General features: G+C 43.6%; 15 protein-coding genes and 2 tRNA genes. 8 read left to right on the top strand and 9 right to left on the bottom strand.

Annotation, left to right across the window (positions count from 1 at the left end; genetic code table 11):
- Both FGM00_RS04505 and gcvT read right to left on the bottom strand, forming a co-directional pair.
- Positions 1 to 915 (bottom strand): glutaminase, encoded by a 915-nt coding sequence (locus FGM00_RS04505; RefSeq protein WP_138851759.1) that lies wholly within the window; start codon positions 913 to 915, stop codon positions 1 to 3.
- Positions 915 to 2000 carry a glycine cleavage system aminomethyltransferase GcvT gene (gene gcvT / locus FGM00_RS04510; protein WP_138851760.1) on the bottom strand — a complete coding sequence of 362 codons (1086 nt, stop codon included), beginning with the start codon at positions 1998 to 2000 and terminating at the stop codon, positions 915 to 917. Before gcvT ends, FGM00_RS04505 begins: the two co-directional genes overlap by 1 nt.
- Positions 2001 to 2499: 499 nt before the next feature.
- Between gcvT and FGM00_RS20065 the strand changes: the two genes are divergently transcribed.
- Positions 2500 to 4209 carry a carbohydrate-binding protein gene (locus tag FGM00_RS20065; RefSeq protein WP_138851761.1) on the top strand — a complete coding sequence of 570 codons (1710 nt, stop codon included), beginning with the start codon at positions 2500 to 2502 and terminating at the stop codon, positions 4207 to 4209.
- 143 nt (positions 4210 to 4352) lie between these two features.
- On the opposite strand, the gene thrC is transcribed toward FGM00_RS20065, so the two are convergent.
- The 3 genes from thrC to thrA all read right to left on the bottom strand — a co-directional run bounded on the left by thrC (position 4353) and on the right by thrA (position 9275).
- Positions 4353 to 5645 (bottom strand): threonine synthase, encoded by a 1293-nt coding sequence (gene thrC / locus FGM00_RS04520; RefSeq protein ID WP_138851762.1) that lies wholly within the window; start codon positions 5643 to 5645, stop codon positions 4353 to 4355.
- A 130-nt stretch (positions 5646 to 5775) separates the two neighbouring features.
- Positions 5776 to 6702 carry a homoserine kinase gene (locus FGM00_RS04525; protein ID WP_138851763.1) on the bottom strand — a complete coding sequence of 309 codons (927 nt, stop codon included), beginning with the start codon at positions 6700 to 6702 and terminating at the stop codon, positions 5776 to 5778.
- A 128-nt stretch (positions 6703 to 6830) separates the two neighbouring features.
- Positions 6831 to 9275, bottom strand: coding sequence for a bifunctional aspartate kinase/homoserine dehydrogenase I (gene thrA / locus FGM00_RS04530; RefSeq protein WP_138851764.1), 2445 nt, complete (start codon positions 9273 to 9275; stop codon positions 6831 to 6833).
- A gap of 258 nt (positions 9276 to 9533) precedes the next feature.
- Here thrA and FGM00_RS04535 point away from each other — a divergent pair, with 258 nt between their 5' ends.
- The gene (locus FGM00_RS04535; RefSeq protein ID WP_138851765.1) at positions 9534 to 11096 is read left to right on the top strand and encodes an NAD(P)H-hydrate dehydratase; all 1563 of its coding nucleotides are present in this window, start codon (positions 9534 to 9536) and stop codon (positions 11094 to 11096) included.
- A gap of 2 nt (positions 11097 to 11098) precedes the next feature.
- Here FGM00_RS04535 and FGM00_RS04540 read toward each other — a convergent pair whose 3' ends face one another.
- Together FGM00_RS04540 and FGM00_RS04545 are read right to left on the bottom strand one after the other, a co-directional pair.
- Entirely contained in the window at positions 11099 to 11500 is a 402-nt protein-coding gene (locus tag FGM00_RS04540) for an STAS/SEC14 domain-containing protein (RefSeq protein ID WP_138851766.1), read from the bottom strand.
- A gap of 296 nt (positions 11501 to 11796) precedes the next feature.
- Positions 11797 to 14355: an ATP-dependent Clp protease ATP-binding subunit gene (locus FGM00_RS04545; RefSeq protein WP_138851767.1), complete on the bottom strand. Its 2559-nt coding sequence runs from the start codon at positions 14353 to 14355 to the stop codon at positions 11797 to 11799.
- Positions 14356 to 14612: 257 nt separating this feature from the next.
- On the opposite strand from FGM00_RS04545, the gene gyrA reads away from it, so the two are divergent.
- Together gyrA and FGM00_RS04555 are read left to right on the top strand one after the other, a co-directional pair.
- A complete protein-coding gene (gene gyrA, locus FGM00_RS04550) occupies positions 14613 to 17186 on the top strand; it encodes a DNA gyrase subunit A (protein ID WP_138851768.1) in 2574 nt (857 codons plus the stop codon).
- A gap of 34 nt (positions 17187 to 17220) precedes the next feature.
- Positions 17221 to 18483 (top strand): tetratricopeptide repeat protein, encoded by a 1263-nt coding sequence (locus FGM00_RS04555; RefSeq protein WP_138851769.1) that lies wholly within the window; start codon positions 17221 to 17223, stop codon positions 18481 to 18483.
- Between the two features lie 81 nt (positions 18484 to 18564).
- Here the strand turns inward: FGM00_RS04555 and FGM00_RS04560 are convergent, their stop codons facing one another.
- Positions 18565 to 19314, bottom strand: a complete 750-nt coding sequence (locus FGM00_RS04560) for a C40 family peptidase (protein ID WP_138851770.1) — start codon at positions 19312 to 19314, stop codon at positions 18565 to 18567.
- 18 nt (positions 19315 to 19332) lie between these two features.
- Positions 19333 to 20508: an acetyl-CoA C-acyltransferase gene (locus FGM00_RS04565; protein WP_138851771.1), complete on the bottom strand. Its 1176-nt coding sequence runs from the start codon at positions 20506 to 20508 to the stop codon at positions 19333 to 19335.
- A gap of 116 nt (positions 20509 to 20624) precedes the next feature.
- Here FGM00_RS04565 and FGM00_RS04570 point away from each other — a divergent pair, with 116 nt between their 5' ends.
- The 4 genes from FGM00_RS04570 to FGM00_RS04585 all read left to right on the top strand — a co-directional run bounded on the left by FGM00_RS04570 (position 20625) and on the right by FGM00_RS04585 (position 24109).
- Positions 20625 to 22670, top strand: a complete 2046-nt coding sequence (locus FGM00_RS04570) for an HD family phosphohydrolase (RefSeq protein ID WP_138851772.1) — start codon at positions 20625 to 20627, stop codon at positions 22668 to 22670.
- A gap of 162 nt (positions 22671 to 22832) precedes the next feature.
- A tRNA-Ser gene (locus FGM00_RS04575) sits at positions 22833 to 22920 on the top strand.
- Between the two features lie 55 nt (positions 22921 to 22975).
- Positions 22976 to 23050 (top strand) — tRNA-Pro (locus FGM00_RS04580).
- A 228-nt stretch (positions 23051 to 23278) separates the two neighbouring features.
- Positions 23279 to 24109 (top strand): site-specific integrase, encoded by an 831-nt coding sequence (locus FGM00_RS04585; protein WP_317130257.1) that lies wholly within the window; start codon positions 23279 to 23281, stop codon positions 24107 to 24109.
- Positions 24110 to 24165 lie beyond the last annotated feature (56 nt).

Here is a 24165-nt window from a genome sequence, read left to right on the forward strand (position 1 = left end):
CTAAAATATCGATTGTCCCGTTGCCGTGGTTAATTTTTCCAGTGCTTCCATTCCCAATTTTGAATTTCCCTTTTCGTTCAATCCCGGGGACCAGACGGCTACACAATACTTGTCTGGTAGCAGGGCCACGATACCTCCACCTACACCACTTTTACCCGGTAAGCCTACTTCAAAGGCGAACTCTCCGGCTTCATCGTAAAAGCCGCAGGTGAGCATTATCGAATTGACACGTTTTACTTGCCTTAAGGTCAAATAGGACCTCCCTTGTTGGCATTCGCCTCGGTTCATTAAAAAGTAAAAGGCTTTGGTCAATTGTTTGCAAGACATCTTAAGGGCACATTGATGAAAATAGAAATCCAAAACCGTGTCGACATCGTTCTTTAGATTACCGTACGATTTAAGTAAGTTGGCCGCCGCATAATTCCTGAAACCCGTTCGCTGCTCCGATGCTGCAACTTCTTGGTCAAATTCAATAGTCTCGTCATTGGCCAGTTCCCTTACGAAGGCCAAAAAATCGGTCTTGGGATTGGTAAGATGCGTCACCAAAATATCGGCGACCACAATCGCACCGGCATTGATAAGTGGATTTCTAGGAACCCCGTTTTCCATTTCTAAAAGCGATAGATGATTGAACGGATCACCGGAAGGTTCTACCCCGACCCGCTGCCATAGTTTCTCGCCCACCATACCCATAGCCTGTGCTAGGGTCAATACTTTAGAAATACTTTGAATGGAGAACAGTTCATTGGCGTCGCCTGCCTGAAAGTTACTTTTTTTAGCGTCGACCAAATGAATCCCGAATTTAGAACCATCCACTTTCCGGAGTTCTGGAATATAGCTCGCGATATTGCCCCTTTCCTTTAGGGAGGAACAACCTATTGCGATACTATCCAGTATAGCCTGATAATCGATCATCAAACAGAATAAAATGGAAGTTTGACAACTGTCGCAGGCACGGCGTTTTTGCGAATTTGAATATGGATGTTACTGCCCACCTTGGAAAAAATGGTCGGTACATAGCCCAGACCAATACCTTTTCCCAACGAAGGGGACATCGTACCGGAGGTCACTACACCTATCTTTATGCCCTGTCCATCTACAATATCGTAATCGTGTCTTGGAATGCCGCGTTCATTTAATTCGAAGCCGATAAGCTTGCGTTCAGGGCCATGTGACTTTTCATTGGCAAGTGCCTCGCTGTTGACAAAGTCCTTGGTGAATTTGGTAATCCAGCCCAATCCGGCTTCTATGGGCGAAGTTTCTTCGTTGATGTCATTGCCGTAAAGACAGTATCCCATTTCTAACCGCAACGTATCCCTTGCGGCCAGGCCTATAGGTTTGATTCCGAAATCGGCTCCCGCTTCAAAAACCTTATCCCAAACTTGCTGTACCTCTTCGTTCTTGCAGTAAATTTCGAATCCGCCGGAACCCGTATAGCCGGTTGCCGAGATGATGACATGCTCGATTTCTGCAAAATCGGCGACTTCGAAATTGTAGAATTTGATTTTCGAGAGGTCTATGGAAGTTAAAGACTGCATTGCCTCAACCGCTTTTGGCCCCTGAATCGCCAGAAGGGAGAAGCCTTCGGAAATATCCCGCATTTCTGCATTGAATTCTAGGTTGTATTTTGAAATATGGTCCCAATCTTTTTTAATATTCGAAGCGTTAACCACCAGCAGGTATTGTTCTTCTTTAATACGGTATACGATCAGGTCGTCAACAATACCGCCCGTTTCATTTGGGAGGCAACTGTATTGGGCTTTGCCGATAGTAAGTTTTGATGCGTCGTTCGAAGTAACCTTCTGAATCAAAGGCAAGGCATTCGGGCCGCCAATCAAAAATTCTCCCATGTGTGATACATCAAAGACACCTACACCATTACGAACAGTTTCATGCTCGACATTCACACCTTCATAAGAAACAGGCATTTTATAACCGGCGAAGGATACCATTTTTGCCCCTAGGGCTTCGTGGGTTTTAGTTAAGGCGGTATTGTTCATAATCGCTTAGCATTTTGTTGCGCAAAGCTATTGAATAATTTGAGGAAAGCGAAGTCGGTATAGACAATATTCTGATAAGGGTTTCCTAAAAACCGCTGGTCAAAATCGGCAGTTGCAAGGGGTTATCAAATCCATTATGGATTAATCCCCAACTTAAAGGATCAGGAGGAGCACTTTTAGAATGTCTTAGGTAACGATACCGTAATATTCTTGGAATTGAATGTAGTCTAGATGTATGGTAAGTTGGGTTGCAATGGCTTCGTTCTTTGGAAAGACAACTGCTGTTGTCATTGGTAATAAATTAAAATCAGATGAAACAGGTGAACACAAATTGTGAATTATGTTATAAAAATGACCGATTGTTGTCATTTCATCTAAAATTTAAGATTTCCTTTGATTTTGTAGCCACATTGTGTTATGTTTGGTTAACCAGTTTGGTTTTCCAATTTGGTGAACCAAAAGTGGTATAAACCCCAAAATTTAACTTAATTACATTATTATGAAAAAACGATTACAGAGTGTGGGATTGAATATCCTAAGAAACGGTATGGCTTTGGTCATGTTAATGCTTGCCTTTAATTGCAGCAAGGATGAGATAGCTCAAGAAGAGGAATTTTTAGTGGCCAGGGCCGTGAGTATTCCCAGTGGCTCGGCCATTACCATTCAGGCAGAGAATTATGATAATATGAGTGGAGTGCGCACTCAGGGCACCTCTGATTCCGGTGGTGGACTCAACGTAGGATGGATAGATACGGGAGATTACCTTGAATATGATATCAATGTTTCCAGTTCGGGAAGTTATAAGTTCGAATTTAGGGTCGCTTCCAATTCCAATAATTCAAAATTTGATTTTTTTCAAAACAATACCAAATTATCCAACGTGAACAAGGCGACCACCGGAGGTTGGCAAAATTGGACTACCACCTCGAAAACCGTCAATTTATCTTCGGGCAACAGTAAACTTAAAATACTTGCTACGGGCAGTGGTTGGAATATCAATTGGATAAAGATTACACCCCAAGGCAGTGGTGGTTCGTGCTCGACAAATTTGGCAATAGGCAAGAATGCCGAGCAATCGACGACCGCTTATGGCGGTTCTGCGGCAAGAGCTATCGATGGCAATACTTCCGGCGTATGGTCGCAAAGCAGCGTTACCCACACCTCCAGTTCGTATCGCCCGTGGTGGCAGGTGCAATTGGGGTCCGATTATAACATCGGTGACATTAAAATATGGAATAGGACCGATTGCTGCACCGGTAGACTGAATAATTTCGATGTTTTCGTATACAATTCAGTCGGTACGCTCGTGCATAAGTCTACCATAACCGCTACTCCGAGTCCGTCGGTGACGGTCCGTACTGGTGGCGTAAGGGGGTCTAGGGTGCGTATCAAGTTGAAAGGTACCAATGCATTGTCCTTGGCAGAGGTTCAGGTTTTCGAAAGCAATGGCGACGACGGTGGCGGTGGCGGAACGGCCAGTATCCCCTCTGACTTAATGGAGAATTGCAACCAATGGAAAATTACTTATCCCGATGGATCGGAAGACAAGACTTTGTGTGGTGAAGGTAATAATGAGTATTTCTTCGTAAACGGAAGTAAAAACGGAATCGTATTTAAGGCTCCGATACGAAGCAACAATGGCACTACGCCGAATTCGGATTATGTGCGTTCCGAATTACGAGAGCGTACGCCGGATGGAAAGTCCGACGTGTATTGGACTACCTCCGGAACCAACGTTGTTTACGTGAAACAAGCGATTACCAATCTGCCGATTGTAAAAGATCATTTGGTCGCTACCCAGATTCATGGGAACAAGAGCGACGGAATCGATGATGCCATGGTGTTACGGCTCGAAGGGAAGAAACTTTTCCTAAGTTTTAACGGCGGTAAATTGCGAAGCGATTTGACAATCAAGACCAATTACAATCTCGGTACGACACATGAGGTGATTTTTGAGGTCAAAAATGGAAAACACTACTGTTACTACAGTGAAGACGGAAATCTTAAAAACGCATATGCCAGCGGGAACGCTTCGGCTTATCTCGTAAAGGACGGGAGTAATTCTTTTGTCATGGACAGAAGTTATGGAGAGGCCTATTTTAAAATAGGGAACTATACCCAAAGTAATGCTGAAAGAGAAGGCGGTCAAACGGGAAATTCCAACAACTACGGCGAGGTTTTAGTGTACGACTTCTATGTGACGCACTAAGCTTCGGACAAGCCCGATTTCTACAAAACGATAATCACTAGAAATATTTACGACCATTAACAACGAAAAGCCCTTGAAATTTCAAGGGTTTTTTTCGTTTCTTTTCCTAATGAAATACAGTTTTACTGAATGGTCACCAAAGGTCAATTGAATAGAAATTTCTTGAGGTCTTCGTACGTTTTTATCCGAATCGATTTCTTGGTCTTCCCCATTACCCTTTGAATTTGGGAAGGAATAGCAAGCTTTTCCGGTATGGTTGCCTCAACAACATCCAAAAACTTTACCGGATGCGCGGTTTCTAAAAAAATACCGTATACCTCCGGGTTGGTTTCTTGGTATTTTTTCAGTCCTAGATAGCCAACGGCACCATGGGGGTCTGTGATGTATCTTGAGGACGAATAAATGGTTTTCATGGCTTCACGAGTTTGTTCATCGGTAAAGGCAAACGAGGAAAGCTGTTCTGTCAAAGCCTGGAAATTATCAGCAAAGAGGTGTCTAATGCGTATAAAGTTACTGGGGTCCCCTACGTCCATGGCATTTGATATGGTCGCTGTTGACGGCTTGGGCAGATACTTCCCGGTTTTCATAAATTCCGGTACCGTATCGTTTACATTGGTGGATGCCACAAAATGTTTCACGGGCATGCCCAGTTTTTGAGCGACCAATCCTGCGCAAATGTTTCCGAAGTTTCCACTCGGTACGGAGAAAACGATTTCTTTCCCCTGTGATTTTACTTGTTTGTAGGCGAATAGGAAGTAGAATAATTGTGGCAACCAACGGGCTACGTTTATGGAGTTGGCTGAAGTCAATTGCATATTTTGCAGCAGCTCTTCGTCCAGAAAGGCGGTTTTGACCATTTTTTGACAATCATCAAAAGTACCATCTACCTCAAGAGCTGTAATATTTTGACCTAAAGTCGTCAATTGGCGTTCTTGAATATCACTAACTTTTCCGCTAGGGTACAGGATAACGACATTGACCCCTTCTACGCCCAGAAATCCGTTTGCAACGGCACCGCCCGTGTCCCCGGAAGTAGCGACCAAAACAGTCACTTCATTGGTGGATTCTTTCGAAAAGTATCCCAGGCAATTGGCCATAAAGCGCGCACCGACATCCTTAAAAGCCATGGTTGGCCCATGAAAAAGCTCTAAGGTCGCCACATTGCTTTCAATTTCCACAACGGGAAAATCGAAGTCCAGCACGTTCGTCAAAATCTCCCTTAATTTCTCGTTGGGAATATCATCGCTCACAAATTGATGAATGGCATTGAATGCGATTTCCTGATGCGATAAATCCTCTATTCCATCAAAAAAGGATGTAGGCAAGGGAGTAATACGTTGTGGAAAGTATAAGCCACGATCTGGAGCGATACCTTTTATGACGGCATCTTTAAAGGATGCTTTAGGGGCTTGTTTATTAAGGCTGTAGAAGTTCAATTTTTTTAATTTATAGTTTGATAATCTTGCGTTGTGAAACGTATCGCTCTTCTCCGTACTACCCGGTAACCTAGCTTTAGTGGAGTAATTAAATAGGGTTACACTGAGCTAAAAGAGGTTCACTGAGTTTTTATGATGAAATACTCCGCACCCCATCTAAATTTATCTTAGACACATGAACATCGTAATCGATTCCGATATTTTGATAGATTTCCCTCATCGCATTTCCAACCTTGACGGCTTTTTCCTCCCCTTTGCTCAAGGCAAAAATGGAAGGACCGGAACCCGATATGCCACATCCTAAAGCACCAGCTTCTATTGCGGCTATTTTCACTTCATCGAAGCCGGGAATCAGAATCGATCGAATCGGTTCTACAATATAATCGACCAACGAGCGGCCTATCAAGTCATAATCATTGGTAAAAAGCCCGGCTACCAGTCCACCCACATTACCCCATTGTTTGATACCGTCTGCCAAAGTAATCTTGGTCTTCAAAATCTTTCTGGAATCGGAGGTCTTCACTTCTATCTGTGGGTGTATTACCGTTGCAAATAATTCAGACGGACTTGGTATTGGAACAATGTCTAACGGTTCGTACCCGCGCACCAGCGTAAAACCGCCGAATAGGGCAGGGGCCACGTTGTCGGCATGGGAAACCCCACTGGCCAAACGCTCCCCTTCCATAGCGAACTGTACCAATTCTAATTTTGAAAAGGGATTTCCCAGTAGTTCGTTCATCGCCCAAACGGCTCCTGTGGAACTTGCGGCACTGCTTCCGATTCCACTGCCAGCTTTTATTTTTTTATAGATTTCGATTTCGAAACCACCGGAATAGTCGCTCGCGGCAAGCAAAGCCAAACCTGCGACTCCGGCCACATTTTGAAGGGTTTCCATGGGCAGGTTCTGCCCCTCCAATCTAGTGATGCGAATCCCGTTTTCAGAGGTTTTACGAATGACCATTTCATCCCCTACCGAATCTAGGGCGACGCCAAGCACATCAAACCCGCAAGAAATGTTGGCGATGGTTGCCGGACAAAAAACTTTGATCTCTTTCATTTTTACTGTAATTGGTAGCGCAGCGTGGCAATCTGTTGCATCTCAATCCTTAATTTGAACAAATTACCTGGTCGCTTTCAACGTTCTAGGTTTGTTCACTATTGGTCGTCACCTTGCGAATACTGGACCTAAAAATTCCCTATCCGAATAATATCGGCAAAAATTCCGGATGCCGTCACGTCGGCCCCAGCACCTGCCCCTTTAATGATCATTGGTTGGTTCGGGTACCGTTCCGTATAGAACAGTACAATGTTGTCACTTCCCTCGAGATTGTAGAAGTCGTGCCCTTTGGGAATTTGTTGCAGACCTACACTGGCCTTCCCGTTTTCGAACTGTGCTACGTACTTTAATTTACTATTCGCTTCGGCGGCTGTCTTGTATAATTTTTGAAAGGCCGCTTCGTTCTTCTTTAGCGAGGCGAAAAACTCGGTGTTATTTTTGGTGGCAAGACTTTCCTTTGGCAGGAAGGAATTATTTGCAATGTCCTCTATCTCCAGCTCGTTTCCGCTCTCCCGAGCCAAAATTAGAATTTTTCGCATCACATCTACCCCGCTTAAATCAATTTTCGGGTCGGGCTCGGTATATCCTTCTTCCTGTGCCTGTTTGACCACATCATGAAACGTGGTTTGGTCATTAAAATTATTGAATACAAAATTGAGACTCCCGGATAGTACCGCCTGAATTTTCAACACTTTGTCTCCGGATACGATCAGATGTTTCAAGGTGTCTATTATCGGTAAGCCCGCACCGACATTGGTCTCGAATAAAAAAGGCGCATTGTATTTGCGCGCCAATTGTTTCAATTCGCTGTAATTTTCAAAAGCGGAAGAACAAGCAATTTTATTGCAGGTCACTACCGAAATACTGTTTCTTAAATAGGTGTTGTAGGTTTCCGAAACTTCTGAACTGGCCGTATTGTCAACGAAAATACTATTGCGGTAATTAAGTTCCTTTACGCGGGACATAAATTTCTCTCGGTTTGCTTTCTCACCATTGTTCAACTGCTCTTCCCAATACTTTAGAGGAATGCCACTCTCATCAAAAATCATTTTGCGGGAGTTTGACATACCGATAATACGGATGTTCAATTTTAGATTATCCTTAAGGTATTTTTTTTGTTGGTGTACCTGCTTTAAGAACTTTGAACCCACATTGCCCACACCCATTACAAAGAGGTTCAACTGCTTTATGTTTTCCTCGAAGAATTCCTCATGTAGGGCGTTCAGCGCTTTTTTTACGTCGCTTTTGTCGATGACCGCAGATATATTCCGTTCTGAGGCGCCTTGCGCAATGACCCTAATATTTACATTGTTTCTTCCTAGGGTACTGAACATTTTTCCGCTAAGCCCTTGATGACTTTTCATGTTGTCACCCACAAGGGCGATTATGGCAAGATTTTTCTCGGAAATAACGGGCTGAATCTTCCCACGCTCAATTTCATACTCAAATGCTGCATTTACCACTGCTACAGCCTTCTCGATATCGGCATCCGAAATGCCCACGCAGATCGAGTGCTCAGAAGATGCCTGGGTAATCAGGACCACGCTGATTTCTGCCTGTGAAAGCACTTCGAAAAAGCGTTTTGATATTCCCGGAATACCGACCATGCCCGGGCCTTCCAATGATAGAAGTGCGATGTTCTCAATGTGGCTGATACCGCGAACACTTTTTCCTTTTTCGTTTTGGGTCTTCGTGATCAAGGTTCCTTCAGCCTCGGGTTCAAACGTATTTTTGATAACGATATTGATATCTTTTGCCAAAACGGGCTGGATGGTCGGCGAGTAAAGGACCTTGGCCCCAAAGTGTGAGAGCTCCATTGCTTCCTCATAAGAAATATGCGGGATGGCCCTTGCTTGCTTTACGAGTTTGGGATTGGCCGTGAACATGCCACTTACATCCGTCCAAATCTGTAATTCAGTGGCTTGTACCGCTGCTGCGATGATGGCGGAGGAGTAATCTGAACCGCCTCTTCCCAAGGTGGTGGCGTTTCCGTTCTCGGAGGAGGCAATGAATCCGCCTAGCACAATGGTGCTTTCAGGTACCTTTTTAAAAAACGCACGGCAATTGCTATCGGTTTTGCTAAAATCGACAGCCGCTTTTCCGTATACTTCGTTGGTGATGATGAGTTCCCGACTGTCCTTATATACTGCATTCATTCCATCGGAAATAAAATACTCGCTGATGATGAAAGAGGACAGTAGTTCCCCAAAACTGACGATTTTATCCGAGAGTTTCGGGGTGATTTCCCCTATTAAAAAAGCCCCTTCGAGAAGGGTTTCTAAAGTGTTCAGCTCACTTTTAATCCTGCTGAGCACTCTACTCTGCCGCTTGATCGGGATGAGTTCCTTGATGGTTTTGATATGCCTATCCTCTATTTTCTTCAAGATGCTCGCGTAGGCATCCAGTTGTTTTGACGCCAAGGAAGCACTTTCAATTAAAAGATCCGTCACACCACCAAGGGCAGACACCACGACTACGGTCTTACCTTTTTTTAGCTGGCCGACGATGTCTTTTACTAAGGATATATTTTTTGAATTGGCTACGGAAGTACCTCCGAATTTTAAAACTTGCATACGTTGTGTAAATTGGATAAACCTTTAGTGGAAGGGCGATAAATCGCGAGGACGGATAATAATAGTCGATTACCCCAAAGGGGTAGTGGTACCGGAGAAAGTACGACCATTTGTAATGGTAGTTAAAGAAGGTCTTTTGTCTGTTGGTATCATCTGCCTACGTACTTGTAAAACTCAAAAGTAGTACATTTAAGGCCCTAACCAAATATTAGGAGCATTTTTCCGTAATCCGTACTATTCGCCCTTAAAAATTATTGAATGAAAATTTTTTCCGCCCAACAGATTTACGCTGCTGATAAATTCACGATCAAAAAACAGGAAATTACAAGCGATGCTCTGATGGAACGGGCTGCCGTTCAAATTTTTAACTGGATGCATATGCGCATGCAGGGAGCACCTGTAAAAATTCATCTGTTTTGTGGTATAGGCAATAACGGTGGCGATGGTATGGCCCTAGCGCGACATCTTCAGGAACATGGTTATCACATTGCCGTTTACGTAGTCAATTACAGCAAAAAACGTTCAGACGATTTTCTCTTGAATCTAGAACGGCTCAAAGAACGCAAGGTATGGCCTGAATTTTTGGATTCTGGAAGTGAATTTCCAGAAATCGGACGGGATGATATTATAGTGGACGCCATATTCGGAATCGGTTTGAACAGACCTGCGGATGATTGGGTGGTGCGATTAATTCAGCATTTACATGCTAGTCAGGCCTTTATACTTTCAGTGGATATTCCTTCGGGACTCTTTATGGATAAGGGTGTTCAAAATCCCGATGCGGTCATAAAGGCGAATTTCGTTCTCAGTTTTCAAGCGCCCAAATTGCCGTTTTTTCTTCCTGGAACGGGTATCTACTTGAATGAATGGGAAGTATTGGATATCGGCCTAGACCCCGAATATTTAACCAACACCGAAACCGATTATGAACTCAGCGGTAAGAACGAGGTCTTGCCTTTATACATCCCGAGGGAAAAGTTCAGCCATAAAGGCACCTACGGACATGCCTTGGTGGTCGGAGGAAGCAAAGGAAAGATCGGAGCGGTACACTCGGCCTCGAAGGCTTGTCTTGTAACCGGGGCCGGTCTGGTCACCGCCTATGTTCCGGAATGTGGAGTCTTACCGTTACAGACCAATCTTCCGGAAACCATGGTGATAGCGGACGAAGGGGTGGACGTCCTTAACAAAATAAAGTATGATATCGAACCAAAGGTTATCGCCATAGGTATTGGAATGGGGCAGGAAGTAAGCACTATACAAGCTTTCACCACATTTCTAGATGAGAACAAATCACCCTTGGTCATTGATGCCGATGCGCTGAATATTTTGGCCACTAACAAAGCACTTCTTAAAAGGCTTCCAAAAGAATCGGTGTTAACGCCACATCCGAAGGAACTGGAGCGCTTGATCGGAAAGTGGAAAGATGATTTTGACAAACTAAAAAAAGCAAAGGCGTTCTCGAAAAAATACGCTTGTGTTTTAATCATTAAAGGCGCCCATAGTATTGTCATTTATGACGGTAAGGGGTATGTAAACACCACCGGAAATCCAGGTATGGCCACCGCGGGTAGTGGTGATGTACTTACCGGGGTAGTAACCGGCCTCGTCGCCCAAGGATACTCGCCTTTAAAAGCAGCGGTTTTTGGAACGTATCTGCACGGTCGTGCCGGTGATATTGCGGTCGAGCAGTCTGGCTATCAAGCTTTGACGGCCGGTGATATTTGTAATGCCATTGGCAAAGCGTTTATTGATTTGTTCGTGATTCCAAAACCTCCCGAGGTTCAGGAACAAGCGAAAGAATCCGAGCAGGAAAAGTCATAAGACTATTTCCCCTTCACCCGTCGCTTTACCCAAGCCAAGGCATTGTTGTATTCGATAAAGAATTTCATGGGCTTTTTATAGAAAAGCTTTTCAATCTTAAAGTTGTGCATATCCATCTCTTTAATCGATACTATGGCAAAAGCCTTGAGGTTATCCAATTCCCTGAGATAGGTGTAGATGGTGGGGTCTATGGCATAGGAGTACTTGCGGAGACTTATAAAACCAAAGTTCTTTTCGCGAAAGTGTATTTCGGAAATACCGATGATTTGGTATACTCGCTCTAGGGTCAATGTAATGCCCTCATTAAAGATAGCGACGATATAGTTGTCGAATACCTGTACCGTGCCAATATCCAATTGGTATTCGCGTACTATAATAGTCTTCTTGAATTTCCCCACTCCCATATATGTATTAACTGTGTCTCTGCGAACGAAAGTAGCGGTATAGGCACATCTTCTGCAAAATATTAGATTAAAGGCACTAATTTATCGGTAGCCCTGTTTTTTAGGAGGTTTTCCTAGCTTTCACTATTTGGGTGATATGAAAATTTGCTAAGGATTTGAAACAGCCATATGGCGGGCTGGACCGAGGTTCACGCGATAAGTCACTTTATGGTTCTGCCAAGAACGGCTCCGAACATTTGGGAAGAGGACAAAAAAAGCCACACTTTCGTATGGCTTTGCATTTTCAATTGATTTTATTACTGATCTTTTTCCGCTTCCGAGGACTTTTTGGCCTTCTTGATTTTGATGGTCAATTCATCGTTCGCCTTATCCAAATCCATTTGAATGGTATCACCTTCCTCTAACTTCGAGTTTACGATTTCCTCGGCGAGGGCGTCCTCGATATATTTTTGGATGGCTCTTTTCAAAGGACGTGCCCCGTACTGTTTGTCAAAACCTTTGTCGGCGATATAGTCTTTTGCTTTATCGGTAAGCTTCAACTCATAACCGATATCCTTGATACGAGCGTACAATTTGGCCAATTCGATATCAATGATTTTATGGATGTCCTCACGCTCTAGGGCATTAAAGACAACAACATCATCGATCCTGTTCAAGAATTCGGGAGCAAATGCTTTCTTTAAGGCATTTTCGATGACACTTTTCTGATTGGCATCTGCCTGCGATAGCTTAGCTGCGGTACCGAAACCAACGCCAGCACCAAAATCCTTGATCTGGCGGGCCCCGATATTCGAGGTCATAATGATGATGCTGTTCCTGAAATCGATTTTTCGTCCAAGGCTATCGGTAAGGTAACCATCGTCCAACACTTGTAACAGCATGTTGAACACATCAGGATGTGCTTTTTCAACCTCGTCCAAAAGAATTACGGAATAGGGTTTTCTGCGTACTTTTTCGGTCAATTGTCCACCTTCCTCATATCCTACGTATCCCGGAGGTGCCCCGACCAATCGCGATATGGCGAATTTCTCCATATACTCGCTCATATCAATGCGAATGAGTGCATCTTCGGAGTCGAAAAGTTCTTTTGCGAGCACTTTTGCCAATTGGGTTTTACCCACACCGGTCTGTCCCAAGAAAATAAAGGAGCCGATCGGCTTGTTAGGGTCTTTTAGTCCGGCACGGTTACGCTGTATCGCTTTAGCGACTTTGGCAACGGCCTCGTCCTGACCTATGACATTGCCTTTGATCAGTTCCGGCAATTCTGCCAGTTTATTACTTTCTGTTTGTGCTATTCTGTTTACCGGAATACCACTCATCATAGAGACTACGTCGGCGACATTGTCTTCCGAAACGACTTCTTTGTGCAGCTTGCTATCTTCCTCCCATTTTTCCTGGGCAATCGCAAGGTCTTTCTCAAGACGTTTTTCATCATCACGCAATTTGGCCGCCTCTTCGTATTTTTGTTTTTTAACGACGCTGTTCTTTAGGTCGCGCACATCTTCAAGTTGCTTTTCAAGCTCTACGATTTGTTTGGGCACATCCATGTTTACGATGTGAACACGTGAACCCGCCTCGTCTAGCGCGTCTATGGCCTTGTCCGGAAGAAACCTATCGGTCATGTACCTGTTCGTCAACTTCACACAGGCTACAATGGCTTCGTCGGTATACTCTACATTATGGTGGTCTTCGTATTTTCCTTTGATGTTCTGAAGGATTTCTATCGTTTCCGCAACGGTTGTGGGCTCGACGATTACTTTCTGGAATCTTCTTTCCAAGGCACCGTCTTTTTCGATATATTGTCGGTACTCGTCTAAGGTAGTCGCTCCGATACATTGAATCTCACCCCTCGCCAAAGCTGGTTTGAACATATTCGACGCATCTAGACTACCTGTAGCACCGCCAGCGCCTACAATGGTGTGTATTTCGTCAATGAAGAGAATAACATCGTCGTTCTTCTCCAATTCGTTCATTACGGCCTTCATTCGCTCCTCGAACTGACCTCGATATTTCGTACCGGCCACCAGAGAGGCCAGGTCTAAGGTTACCACACGTTTGCCATATAGAATACGGGATACTTTTTTATTGATGATTCGCAAGGCGAGACCTTCTGCAATGGCGCTTTTGCCCACGCCGGGTTCACCGATTAAAAGTGGATTGTTCTTTTTTCGTCTGCTTAAAATTTGCGAAACGCGCTCTATCTCTTTCTCTCGGCCAACAACGGGATCCAGTCTGTTTTCTTCCGCCATTTGAGTTAAATCACGACCGAAATTGTCGAGCACCGGCGTTTTAGATTTTTTGTTTCCTTTCTGAGCGCCAGGCGCACCGAAACTACCTTCTTTACTGCCACCATCATCCGGTTCGTTGGGGAAGGACTCCGAAGTGGGAGAGTCTACGATTTCATCATCACTTGTAATCATGAATTTAAACTGCTCTTTTACGCCATCATAATCTACTTTCAATTTGTGCAACAGTTTGGTAGTGGGATCATTTTCGTTTCGCAATATGCACAAGAGCAAATGCGCTGTATTGATCGAAGAACTCTGAAATAATTTGGCCTCAAGAAACGTGGTTTTCAAGGCGCGTTCAGCCTGCCGGGTCAAGTGAAGGTTCTTTTTGTCCTTTTGAACGCTACTCGGGCTTGGGTTCGACGGACTCAATATTTCTACCTTTCTCCTTAGGTGGTCTAAATCAACATCCATAGCATCCAAAATGCTTATCGCCTTTCCATTACCATCGCGCAAAAGGCCCAACATCAAATGTTCCGTTCCAATAAAATCGTGACCCAAACGCAGGGCTTCCTCCTTGCTGTAAGCGATTACATCCTTTACCCTTGGTGAGAAATTATCATCCATAAATTTTCCTTTTCATCTATAAAATTAGTAAAACTACAGCAATCTTGGGCAAATACTGTACCTATATTCGTTAAACTAGGTATAAAAGTCGAAAAAAGTTCGATACGGTGGCATTTGATGAACTGTTTTACCCAACAAACGATTCAAAAAAGTGTTGATAAATTGTTGAAGAAAACAATTCATATGTGCCATGAAAGTTATCATTTTAAGTATATTGGGCTACTTTTTTAACTATAATAAATACTTGAGAATTTCAGATGGCCGAAGGAGAAAAATTGATCCCGATTAACATAGAAGATGAAATGAAATCCGCCTACATCGACTATTCGATGTCGGTCATAGTGTCACGTGCATTGCCCGACGTACGTGATGGTTTGAAACCCGTTCACAGAAGGGTGCTCTACGGGATGTACGAATTAGGGGTTCGCTCCAGCAGTGCCCATAAAAAATCTGCCCGTATCGTTGGGGAGGTTTTGGGTAAGTACCACCCACATGGCGACACCTCAGTTTACGACTCTATGGTGCGTATGGCGCAGGAATGGAGTTTAAGGTATATGCTCGTAGATGGGCAAGGTAATTTCGGGTCCGTAGATGGTGACAGTCCTGCGGCGATGCGTTATACCGAGGCGCGAATGCGTAAGATAGCAGATGACATGTTGGCCGATATCGATAAGGATACGGTAGACCATCAATTGAATTTTGACGATTCTTTGGAGGAACCGACTGTATTGCCGGCAAGGGTTCCCAATCTTTTAGTGAATGGCGCATCCGGTATCGCCGTAGGTATGGCTACGAACATGCCACCACACAATTTATCGGAAGTTGTTGACGGCACGGTGGCCTATATCGATAATAACGATATTGAGATAGACGAGCTAATCACACATATTAAAGCACCTGATTTTCCCACAGGAGGGATTATCTACGGGTATGATGGCGTTAAAGAAGCCTTTCATACCGGAAGGGGACGTGTAGTCATGCGAGCGAAAGCTACTTTTGAAGAGGTTCAGGGCAGGGAATGTATCGTTGTTACCGAGATTCCGTATCAGGTGAACAAGGCGGATATGATAAAAAAGACCGCCGACCTGGTCAATGAAAAGAAAATAGACGGTATTTCAAGTATTCGCGATGAATCCGACAGAAAGGGAATGCGTATCGTTTACATATTGAAGCGCGATGCCATACCCAATATCGTTCTGAACACCCTTTATAAATACACGGCGCTACAAACTTCTTTTAGCGTAAACAATATTGCATTGGTCAAGGGCCGACCGCAGTTGTTGAACGTTAAAGAGATGATTCACTACTTTGTCGAGCACAGGCATGAGGTAGTCGTTCGGCGTACCAAATATGAACTGAAGAAGGCCGAAGATCGGGCGCACATCTTAGAGGGTCTGATTATCGCCTCGGACAATATAGACGAGGTCATCAAAATCATTCGTGCCTCTTCGAATGCCGACGAGGCAAGGGAGAACCTAATCGAAAGATTCAAGCTTTCCGAAATTCAGGCGAAGGCCATTGTTGAAATGAGATTACGTCAGCTGACCGGTCTAGAACAGGATAAGCTACGCGCCGAATATGACGAAATCATTAAGACCATTGCCGATTTAAAGGATATCTTGGAACGCAAGGATCGTAGAATGCAGATCATCAAGGATGAACTTCTGGAAATAAAGGAAAAGTACGGCGATGAAAGACGATCGGAAATAAACTTTGCGGGTGGCGATTTGAGTATAGAGGATATGATTCCCGATGAACAGGTGGTATTGACTATCTCACATGCGGGGTATATCAAAAGAACACCCTTATCCGAATATAAAATACAGAATAGGGGCGGTGTCGGTCAAAAGGCTTCTTCTACAAGAACGGAAGATTTCCTAGAACACCTTTTTGTGGGCACCAACCATCAATATATGTTGTTCTTTACCCAAAAAGGGAAGTGTTTCTGGATGCGGGTTTACGAAATCCCGGAAGGAAGTAAAACCTCTAAAGGTCGTGCAATTCAAAACTTGATCAATATCGAAAAAGACGATATGGTCAAGGCCTTTATTTGCACCCAGGATTTGAAGGATGAAGAATACGTGAACAGTCATTACGTAATTATGGCGACCAAGAAGGGTGTGGTGAAGAAAACATCCTTGGAGCAATATTCCAGACCGCGCCAAAACGGTATCAATGCCATTGGCGTGCGTGAAGGCGACGAATTGCTAGAAGCAAAATTGACTACGGGTACCAGCCAGATTTTCTTAGGCTTGAAATCCGGAAAAGCTATCAGATTCGAGGAAAGCAAGACCAGGCCAATGGGTCGTAACGCTTCCGGTGTACGTGGGATTACCTTGGCCGATGATAATGATGAAGTGGTCGGGATGGTATCGGTTCACAATTTTGAGGACGATATTCTTGTGGTATCCGAAAACGGATACGGAAAGCGTTCCAGTATAGAAGATTACCGCATAACCAACAGGGGCGGTAAAGGGGTCAAAACTATTTCGGTAACCGACAAGACCGGAAGTCTGGTGGCAATTAAAAATGTTTCCGATTCGGACGATTTGATGATCATCAATAAATCGGGAATTGCCATACGTATGAGTGTCGAGGACCTGCGCGTAATGGGACGGGCCACCCAAGGTGTAAAGGTTATCAATATCAAGGGTAACGACTCAATAGCAGCGGTAGCCAAAGTGATGAAGGATGAAGACAGTTTGGAGGAAGTCGATATCAAAGACATCGAGGTCCACACCGAAAATGGCACGGGTATTGATATTGAGGGAACGGATACAACCAAAGAGGGTACGGATGGAAGTGAACGTCCGGATGACTCGGAAGAATAATAATAATCACACACTAATTTTAATTCAAAAAAAGATGAAAACTAAATTTTTAATACTTGCCGCCATGTGTTTTTCAACACTTGGTATGGCACAGAAGAGTGAAATCAAATCTGCCGAAAAAGCGGTGAAGAGCGGCGATTATGCCGCCGCGAAAACAGCATTGGAAAGTACTTCTGCGAGCATTGATGCCGCCGATGCCAAGCTGCAAGCACAGTATCACTTCATAAATGGTCAAGTAAACGCCGAAATGGCTAAGAAAGGTGATATGTCGGCTATTGACGAGGCCGCGGCTTCGTATCAAAAAGTAGTTTCCATCGAGGAGCAAAGCGGTAAGAACAAATATACGGCCGAAGCCCAAGCCGGATTGACCAATATCAAAAACGATTTGATCAATGGGGCCGTTAGCGATGAAAAGGAGAAAAAATACAAAGAAGCCGCGGAGAAGCTGTACAAAGGGTATACCATTAGCCCGATAGATACGGTGTATTTGTACTATGCTGCCAATTATGCCGTGAGTGGGGGAAATTACGAGGAGGCACTCAAGTATTACAACGAACTGACCGAGGTAGGATATGATGGTAGTGGTGTTGAGTACAAAGCGACCAACGTTGAAACCGGTGAGGTTGAAGCTATGGGGAAAGCCCAAAGGGATCTGATGGTCAAGGCAGGTACCTACAAAGATCCTATAGACGACAAATCGCCTTCCAAAAAGGCGGAAATTGTTAAGAATACCGCAATGATCTATCAGCAATTGGGACAAAATGAAAAAGCCTTGGAGGCCTACAAAGTGGCGAGGGAGTCCGACCCAAACGATGTAAATCTGCTACTGAACGAGGCGAATCTTCATTTCACAATGGGCGATAAGGAAACCTTTAAGACCCTAATGGAAAAGGCAACCGAAATGGCACCGGACAATGCGGATATTCATTACAATATTGGCGTTATTAATATGGAGCAAGGAGATTTGGAAGGTGCAAGGGCGGCCTACACCAAGGCCTTGGAAATTGATCCTAATTACACCAATGCCCAATTGAACCTCTCCACTACGTACATCAATGAAGGAAACGGACTTATTGATGAAATGAATACCTTGGGAACCTCGAGAAAGGATAGCGAACGCTACGATGAATTGAAGCAAAAGAAAGACGATCTTTTCGCGAAAGGAGCGGGTATTCTAGAGGACGCGTTGAAAGTAACTCCTGACAATCAAGCGATTTTATCGCAACTGAAGAATATTTATGGCGCCATGGGAGACAATGAAAACTTTATGCGAATAAAGAAATTGTTGGGCGAGTAATTATTTCGTGCAACGAAACACTAAAAATCCCCGATGTGGCCGCATCGGGGATTTTTTTATTCCATACAAATCAAAGTCCGATTATATGATTTTTTTGATGACCCGAAGCTGGTGGGTATAGTTGCTCGTCTCGATATTAAAGATACCCGTATGATCCAAACGATCAACTCGTACTTTACCGAAAACATGAATAATATAATTGTCCTCCATGATGATGCCTACATGGTCGATTTCACCATCCGCATTATCAAAAAAGGCCAAGTCGCCCGGTTCGCTTTCTTCTATAAAGCTGAGCGCTTCTCCTTGAGAAGCTTGTTGCGCTGGGGTTCTCGAGAGGGCATAACCGCTTATTTTGTAGACCATTTGTGTAAAACCTGCGCTGTCTAATCCAAAAGGGGTTAGGCCACCCGAAAGGAAAGGGGCATCTAAATAGTACAGCGAAAACGGGATAAGGTTATCCTTGTCTTTATCTTGAGCCGTAGCCTTCCCATCGAAAGTATGTCTTAGGAAAGTACAGTTTCCGACAGAGGAACCCATCAGTGTCGGAATCAAAACGCCCTTTTCCGTTTCTATAAAGGAAACCAAATCGGTGCTGTATCGCTTTTCGGCCAAATGAATCTCATCGTACCGTTTTTCATTGATAAAACAGAACTGCAGGTCATTTACCCAGCCTTCGGTAGCATCGAAGCTTTTTCTGATTTTACTAAAGTATTTGCGTTTTTCAATAACCTTAAAATGCTCCCCATATAGGAGTTGCGTTATCATTTCCGAATGCGAGTCTGCGGCAATGCGCACTGGAACGAGGCTTAGGTGACAGATACCGTATTGCATTTCTATTTCGTAGCGTATTTAGTTACGTTCGAGGATGAGTGCAGAAGCGCCGCCGCCGCCGTTGCAGATGGCCGCCGCCCCGATTTTGGCATTTCTTTGTTCAAGGATATGAATCAGGGTGACCAATATTCTTGCCCCGGAACAACCTAGTGGATGCCCTAAAGATACCGCACCACCGTTCACATTTACGTTTGAATCGTCAAGACCCAAGAGTTTCATATTCGCCAAACCAACTACTGAAAAGGCCTCATTGAACTCGAAGTAGTCTACCTCCTCACTGGAAACACCGGCTTTGTGCAACGCTTTCGGTAGCGCCTTAGCGGGTGCAGTAGTAAACCACTTAGGTTCCTGTGCCGCATCGGCATATCCCTTTACGGTTGCTAACGGTGTTAGCTTTAATTCCTTTGCTTTTTCTGCGCTCATTAGCACTAATGCAGCAGCACCGTCATTGATGGTAGAGGCATTCGCTGCGGTTACCGTACCGTCTTTAGAAAATGCCGCTCTTAAGGTGGGTATTTTTTCTAAGATTACATTCTTGTATTCTTCATCCGCTGAGACGACTAACGCCTCTCCTCTGCGTTGGGGCACTTCGACCGGAACTACCTCATTGGCGAAATTTCCATTTTTCCATGCCGCAGCGGACCTTGAATAGGATTGAATGGCAAAATTATCTTGGTCTTCACGACTGAAATTATGCTCCACAGCACAAGCATCGGCACAAACACCCATGGCATTCTGATCGTACACATCGACCAAACCATCTTTTTGCATTCCATCGATCATTGGTGTCGGGCCGAACTTCTGGCCTTTTCGCAGATAGGCATAATGTGGAATGAGGCTCATATTCTCCATCCCGCCGGCAACTATGATAGAGGCATCCCCCAGGGCAATGGCTTGTGCCGCCTGCATGACCGTCTTCATTCCCGAGGCGCATACCTTATTGATTGTGGTACATGGTACGGTATTCGGTATTCCCGCAAAAATGGCAGCTTGTCTAGCCGGGGCCTGACCCGTACCGGCCTGAACAACATTGCCCATAAGCACCTCTTCGACCAAATTGGGATCTAAGTTGATTTTGGCTAAGGCACCTTTTATCGCAATTGCACCCAATTTAGGGGCAGGAACGGTAGAAAGTGCACCCATAAAACTACCGATCGGCGTTCGAACAGCGGAAACTATAACAACCTCTTTCATAACGAATAACTTTAATTTTGCGAAATTAAGAAAATAAAGAGGAAATAGTAGACTGGTGGGTACTAAAGCCTTTATGATGGTATAATTTTCTATTTTTGACGGTAGATACAAGCTTCATGCGGAAATTCTTGGATTCCATTTTTAAAAATCAATCCCTTATCTATAAGTACTTCTTATATGTTGCTTGCCTATTCTGTATCGTGTTCTTTTTTCCTAGAGGTGGGCAGTTCAAGTATGAATTCCAGAAGGGGAAACCTTGGCAGTACGAAAACCTTTATGCTCCTTTTGACTTTTCGATTCGAAAGACCGCTGAGGAACTTTCAACTGAGAAAGCCGCATTATCTAAGGATAAGACCAATTATTACGTATTCGATGAGGGCGTAGCATCTAGCGTGTATTCTCAATTCGAAGAGAAATTTGTGGAGGTTTTTCCCCGAGATTCGTACAGCGCACAGCAACTAGCGACACTTTCCACAACCGGAAAAGAAATTTTAGATACGTTGTACACCTTCGGTATCCTTCAAGGGGATAGTGTAAAAGATGCGGTTGAACCCATATATCTGGTCAAGAATAACGAAGCTTTTCGCACCACTTTCGGAAAGCTTTATTTACAAAATGACCTCAATAAAACAATCAATGGCATATTACGTAAGAAAGGTCTACGAAGTTTTTCGAAATCCTATCAAGAATTATTCAACACCATATTGCGAGCCAATGTACGTTTTGATAAATCGCTATCAGATAAAGTGTTACGAGACAAACTTTCAAAAGTATCGAATACGCGAGGCACTGTAGATGAGGGAAAACTGATAATCGCCAGGGGCGAAGTGGTTGAATCTGAAAACCTAAAAATACTGCGGTCGCTAAAGCAGGAATACGAGTCCGAGCTTTGGTCGGCGAGCAACTACTATTTTATACTTTTTGGGTATACGGTTCTAGTGGCTTTGGTATTGATCATGCTCTTTCTCTTTATTAAGAAATACCGTCCCTTAGTTTACGAGAACAATGTGAAGGTAACTTTTATCTTTTTCAACATTCTACTTATGGTGTTCGTTACCACCTTGGTGGTAAAATACGATGAGTCCTATATTTTCGTGGTTCCCCTTTGTATACTCCCTTTGATTTTAAAGACATTTTTTGACGCGCGCCTTGGTCTTTTTGTTCACGTACTTACTGTTCTGATTTTAGGTTTTGTGGTGCCCAACAGTTTCGAGTACATCTTCTTACAGATTATTGCGGGTATTGTCACCATCCTTACGGTTTCGGAGCTGTATAAGAGGGCGAACCTCTTTATTTCGGTAGGGCAGATAACGCTTATTTATGTAGTTGGTTATTTGGCTTTCCATATCATTCATGAAGGAAATCTGGACAATATTCTTTGGGCAACCTTGGCATTGTTCATATTGAACGGAATGATCACGCTGTTCGCCCAACCTTTGATCTATGCCTATGAGAAGATTTTCGGCCTTGTTTCGGATGTTTCGTTACTAGAGCTTTCGGATACCAATTCAAAGTTGTTAAAAGCCTTGTCGAATAAGGCGCCAGGCACCTTTCATCATTCCTTACAAGTTGCAAATTTGGCAGAGGCCGCGGCCAACGAGGTAGGAGCCAATGCCATGTTGGTTAGGGTAGGGGCCTTGTATCATGATATTGGTAAAATAAACAACCCGACCTATTTTATAGAAAATCAGATTACCAATGTTAACCCACATGACGACATCTCACCAATTGATAGTGCCAAGATAATTATAGGACACGTCATCGAAGGCATCGAAATCGCCAGAAAGAATAATCTTCCCGATAGGGTAATCGATTTTATCAGATGTCACCACGGAACGACTTTGGTGTATTACTTCTACAAAAAGCAAGAAGAATTGGGGTCTGCCAACAAGAAGGATTTTACCTACCCCGGACCCATTCCTTTTTCAAAGGAAACAGCGATTCTCATGATGGCCGACTCCGTCGAGGCGGCTTCGAAAAGTTTAAAGAATCCGACTTTTTTGATTATAGATGAGTTTGTGGATAAAATTGTAGCTGGGCAAATGGCGGCCGACCAGTTTTTAAATGCGGATATTACTTTTAAGGAAATAGAGGCCATTAAAAAGATATTTAAGCAAAAACTGACCAATATCTATCATTTACGGGTTGAATATCCAGAATGATACACTTTCAACAAGCTGTGATTTAGTTAATAGGCATGACCTTGCCCAATTGCTTTTATCCAGACTGTTTTAAGTATAAAAAAAATTAAAAATAGTTGCTTTATAGCGTTGTAAAAATGTACATTTGCAACCGCTTTCGGGCGAAGTTCATCATAAAATTAAGGAGAGGTGCCTGAGTGGCCGAAAGGAACGGTTTGCTAAATCGTCGTACACCAAAAGTGTACCCAGGGTTCGAATCCCTGTCTCTCCGCAAGAGTCTGTTGAGAGGCATATTTTTGAGAGACATATTTTAAGATAACCACATTCGGGGTGTAGCGTAGCCCGGTTATCGCGCCGCGTTTGGGACGCGGAGGTCGCAGGTTCGAATCCTGCCACCCCGACAAAAAGGGTGTCATATGATACCAAAAAATAGCTAATCTTATGATAATCAAGGATTTTCATTTTTCTTGAAATCATAAGATTGGCTTTAATAACAGAACAAAAGTTACCTATTCGGTTACCTGTTTCTAACCGATTATTTTGACTACATTGTAACTACATAGCGTTTGACTTTCGCTTCGATTTGACTTTCGTAAAACAAATCGATTATTCACCTAAAGCGAGAGTATATGCGAACTTCAACGACTTTTAGTATTCATTTTTGGCTAAGTCTGGCCAAACAAAAAGATGGTTTTGCACCAATTTATGCGCGCATAACCGTAGACGGTAAAAGAGCAGAAATCAGCTTACAACGACAAACTTCGGTTACCTATTGGGATACCAAAGCAAAGAGAACTACTGCAAGAACCGCAGATGGCAAGGCTTTGAACACCTATCTCGACCAAGTCTACGCTAAATTGCTAAGATGTCATAAGCAGCTTTCTTCTGATTTTGAGTTAGTTACGGCTAAATCTATTAAGGCAAGGTTTATCGGGCAGGATGAAAGACACAAATCTTTACTGGAATTGGTCACCTATCACAACGAAAATATGATCGGGGTATTAAAGGCCGGGACCCTAAAAAACTATTTTACCACCGAGAGATACCTCAAACGTTTTCTAGTTCGAAAAAAGAAAACCAACGATGTTTACCTAAAGCATCTTACCTATAGTTTCATAATCGATTTCGAGCAATATCTCCGTAAGGGGCCTTCATTGCAAAATAGGAACCCATTGAACAATAACGGGGTTATGAAACATTTGGAACGTCTTCGAAAATTAATGAATCTGGCCATGGATTTGGAGTGGTTGGATAAAAATCCTTTTGATCGTTTTAAGCTTAAATTCAATAAGTACGAAAAGGCATTTCTTTCAAAGCAAGAATTGAAAATTTTTGAAAATAGTGAGCTTAAAGAAAAAAAATTGCAAACGGTCAAAGATATTTTTGTGTTTTCTTGTTACACCGGCCTGTCTTATTCCGATGTTAAAGGCCTTAAGGCGGATAATGTTAGTAGGGAATAGATGGTGCCTACTGGATTTTTACCCGGCGAGAGAAAAACGAACAACCTGTAAAAGTA

This window comes from Aggregatimonas sangjinii (assembly GCF_005943945.1).
Taxonomy (GTDB): domain Bacteria; phylum Bacteroidota; class Bacteroidia; order Flavobacteriales; family Flavobacteriaceae; genus Pelagihabitans; species Pelagihabitans sangjinii.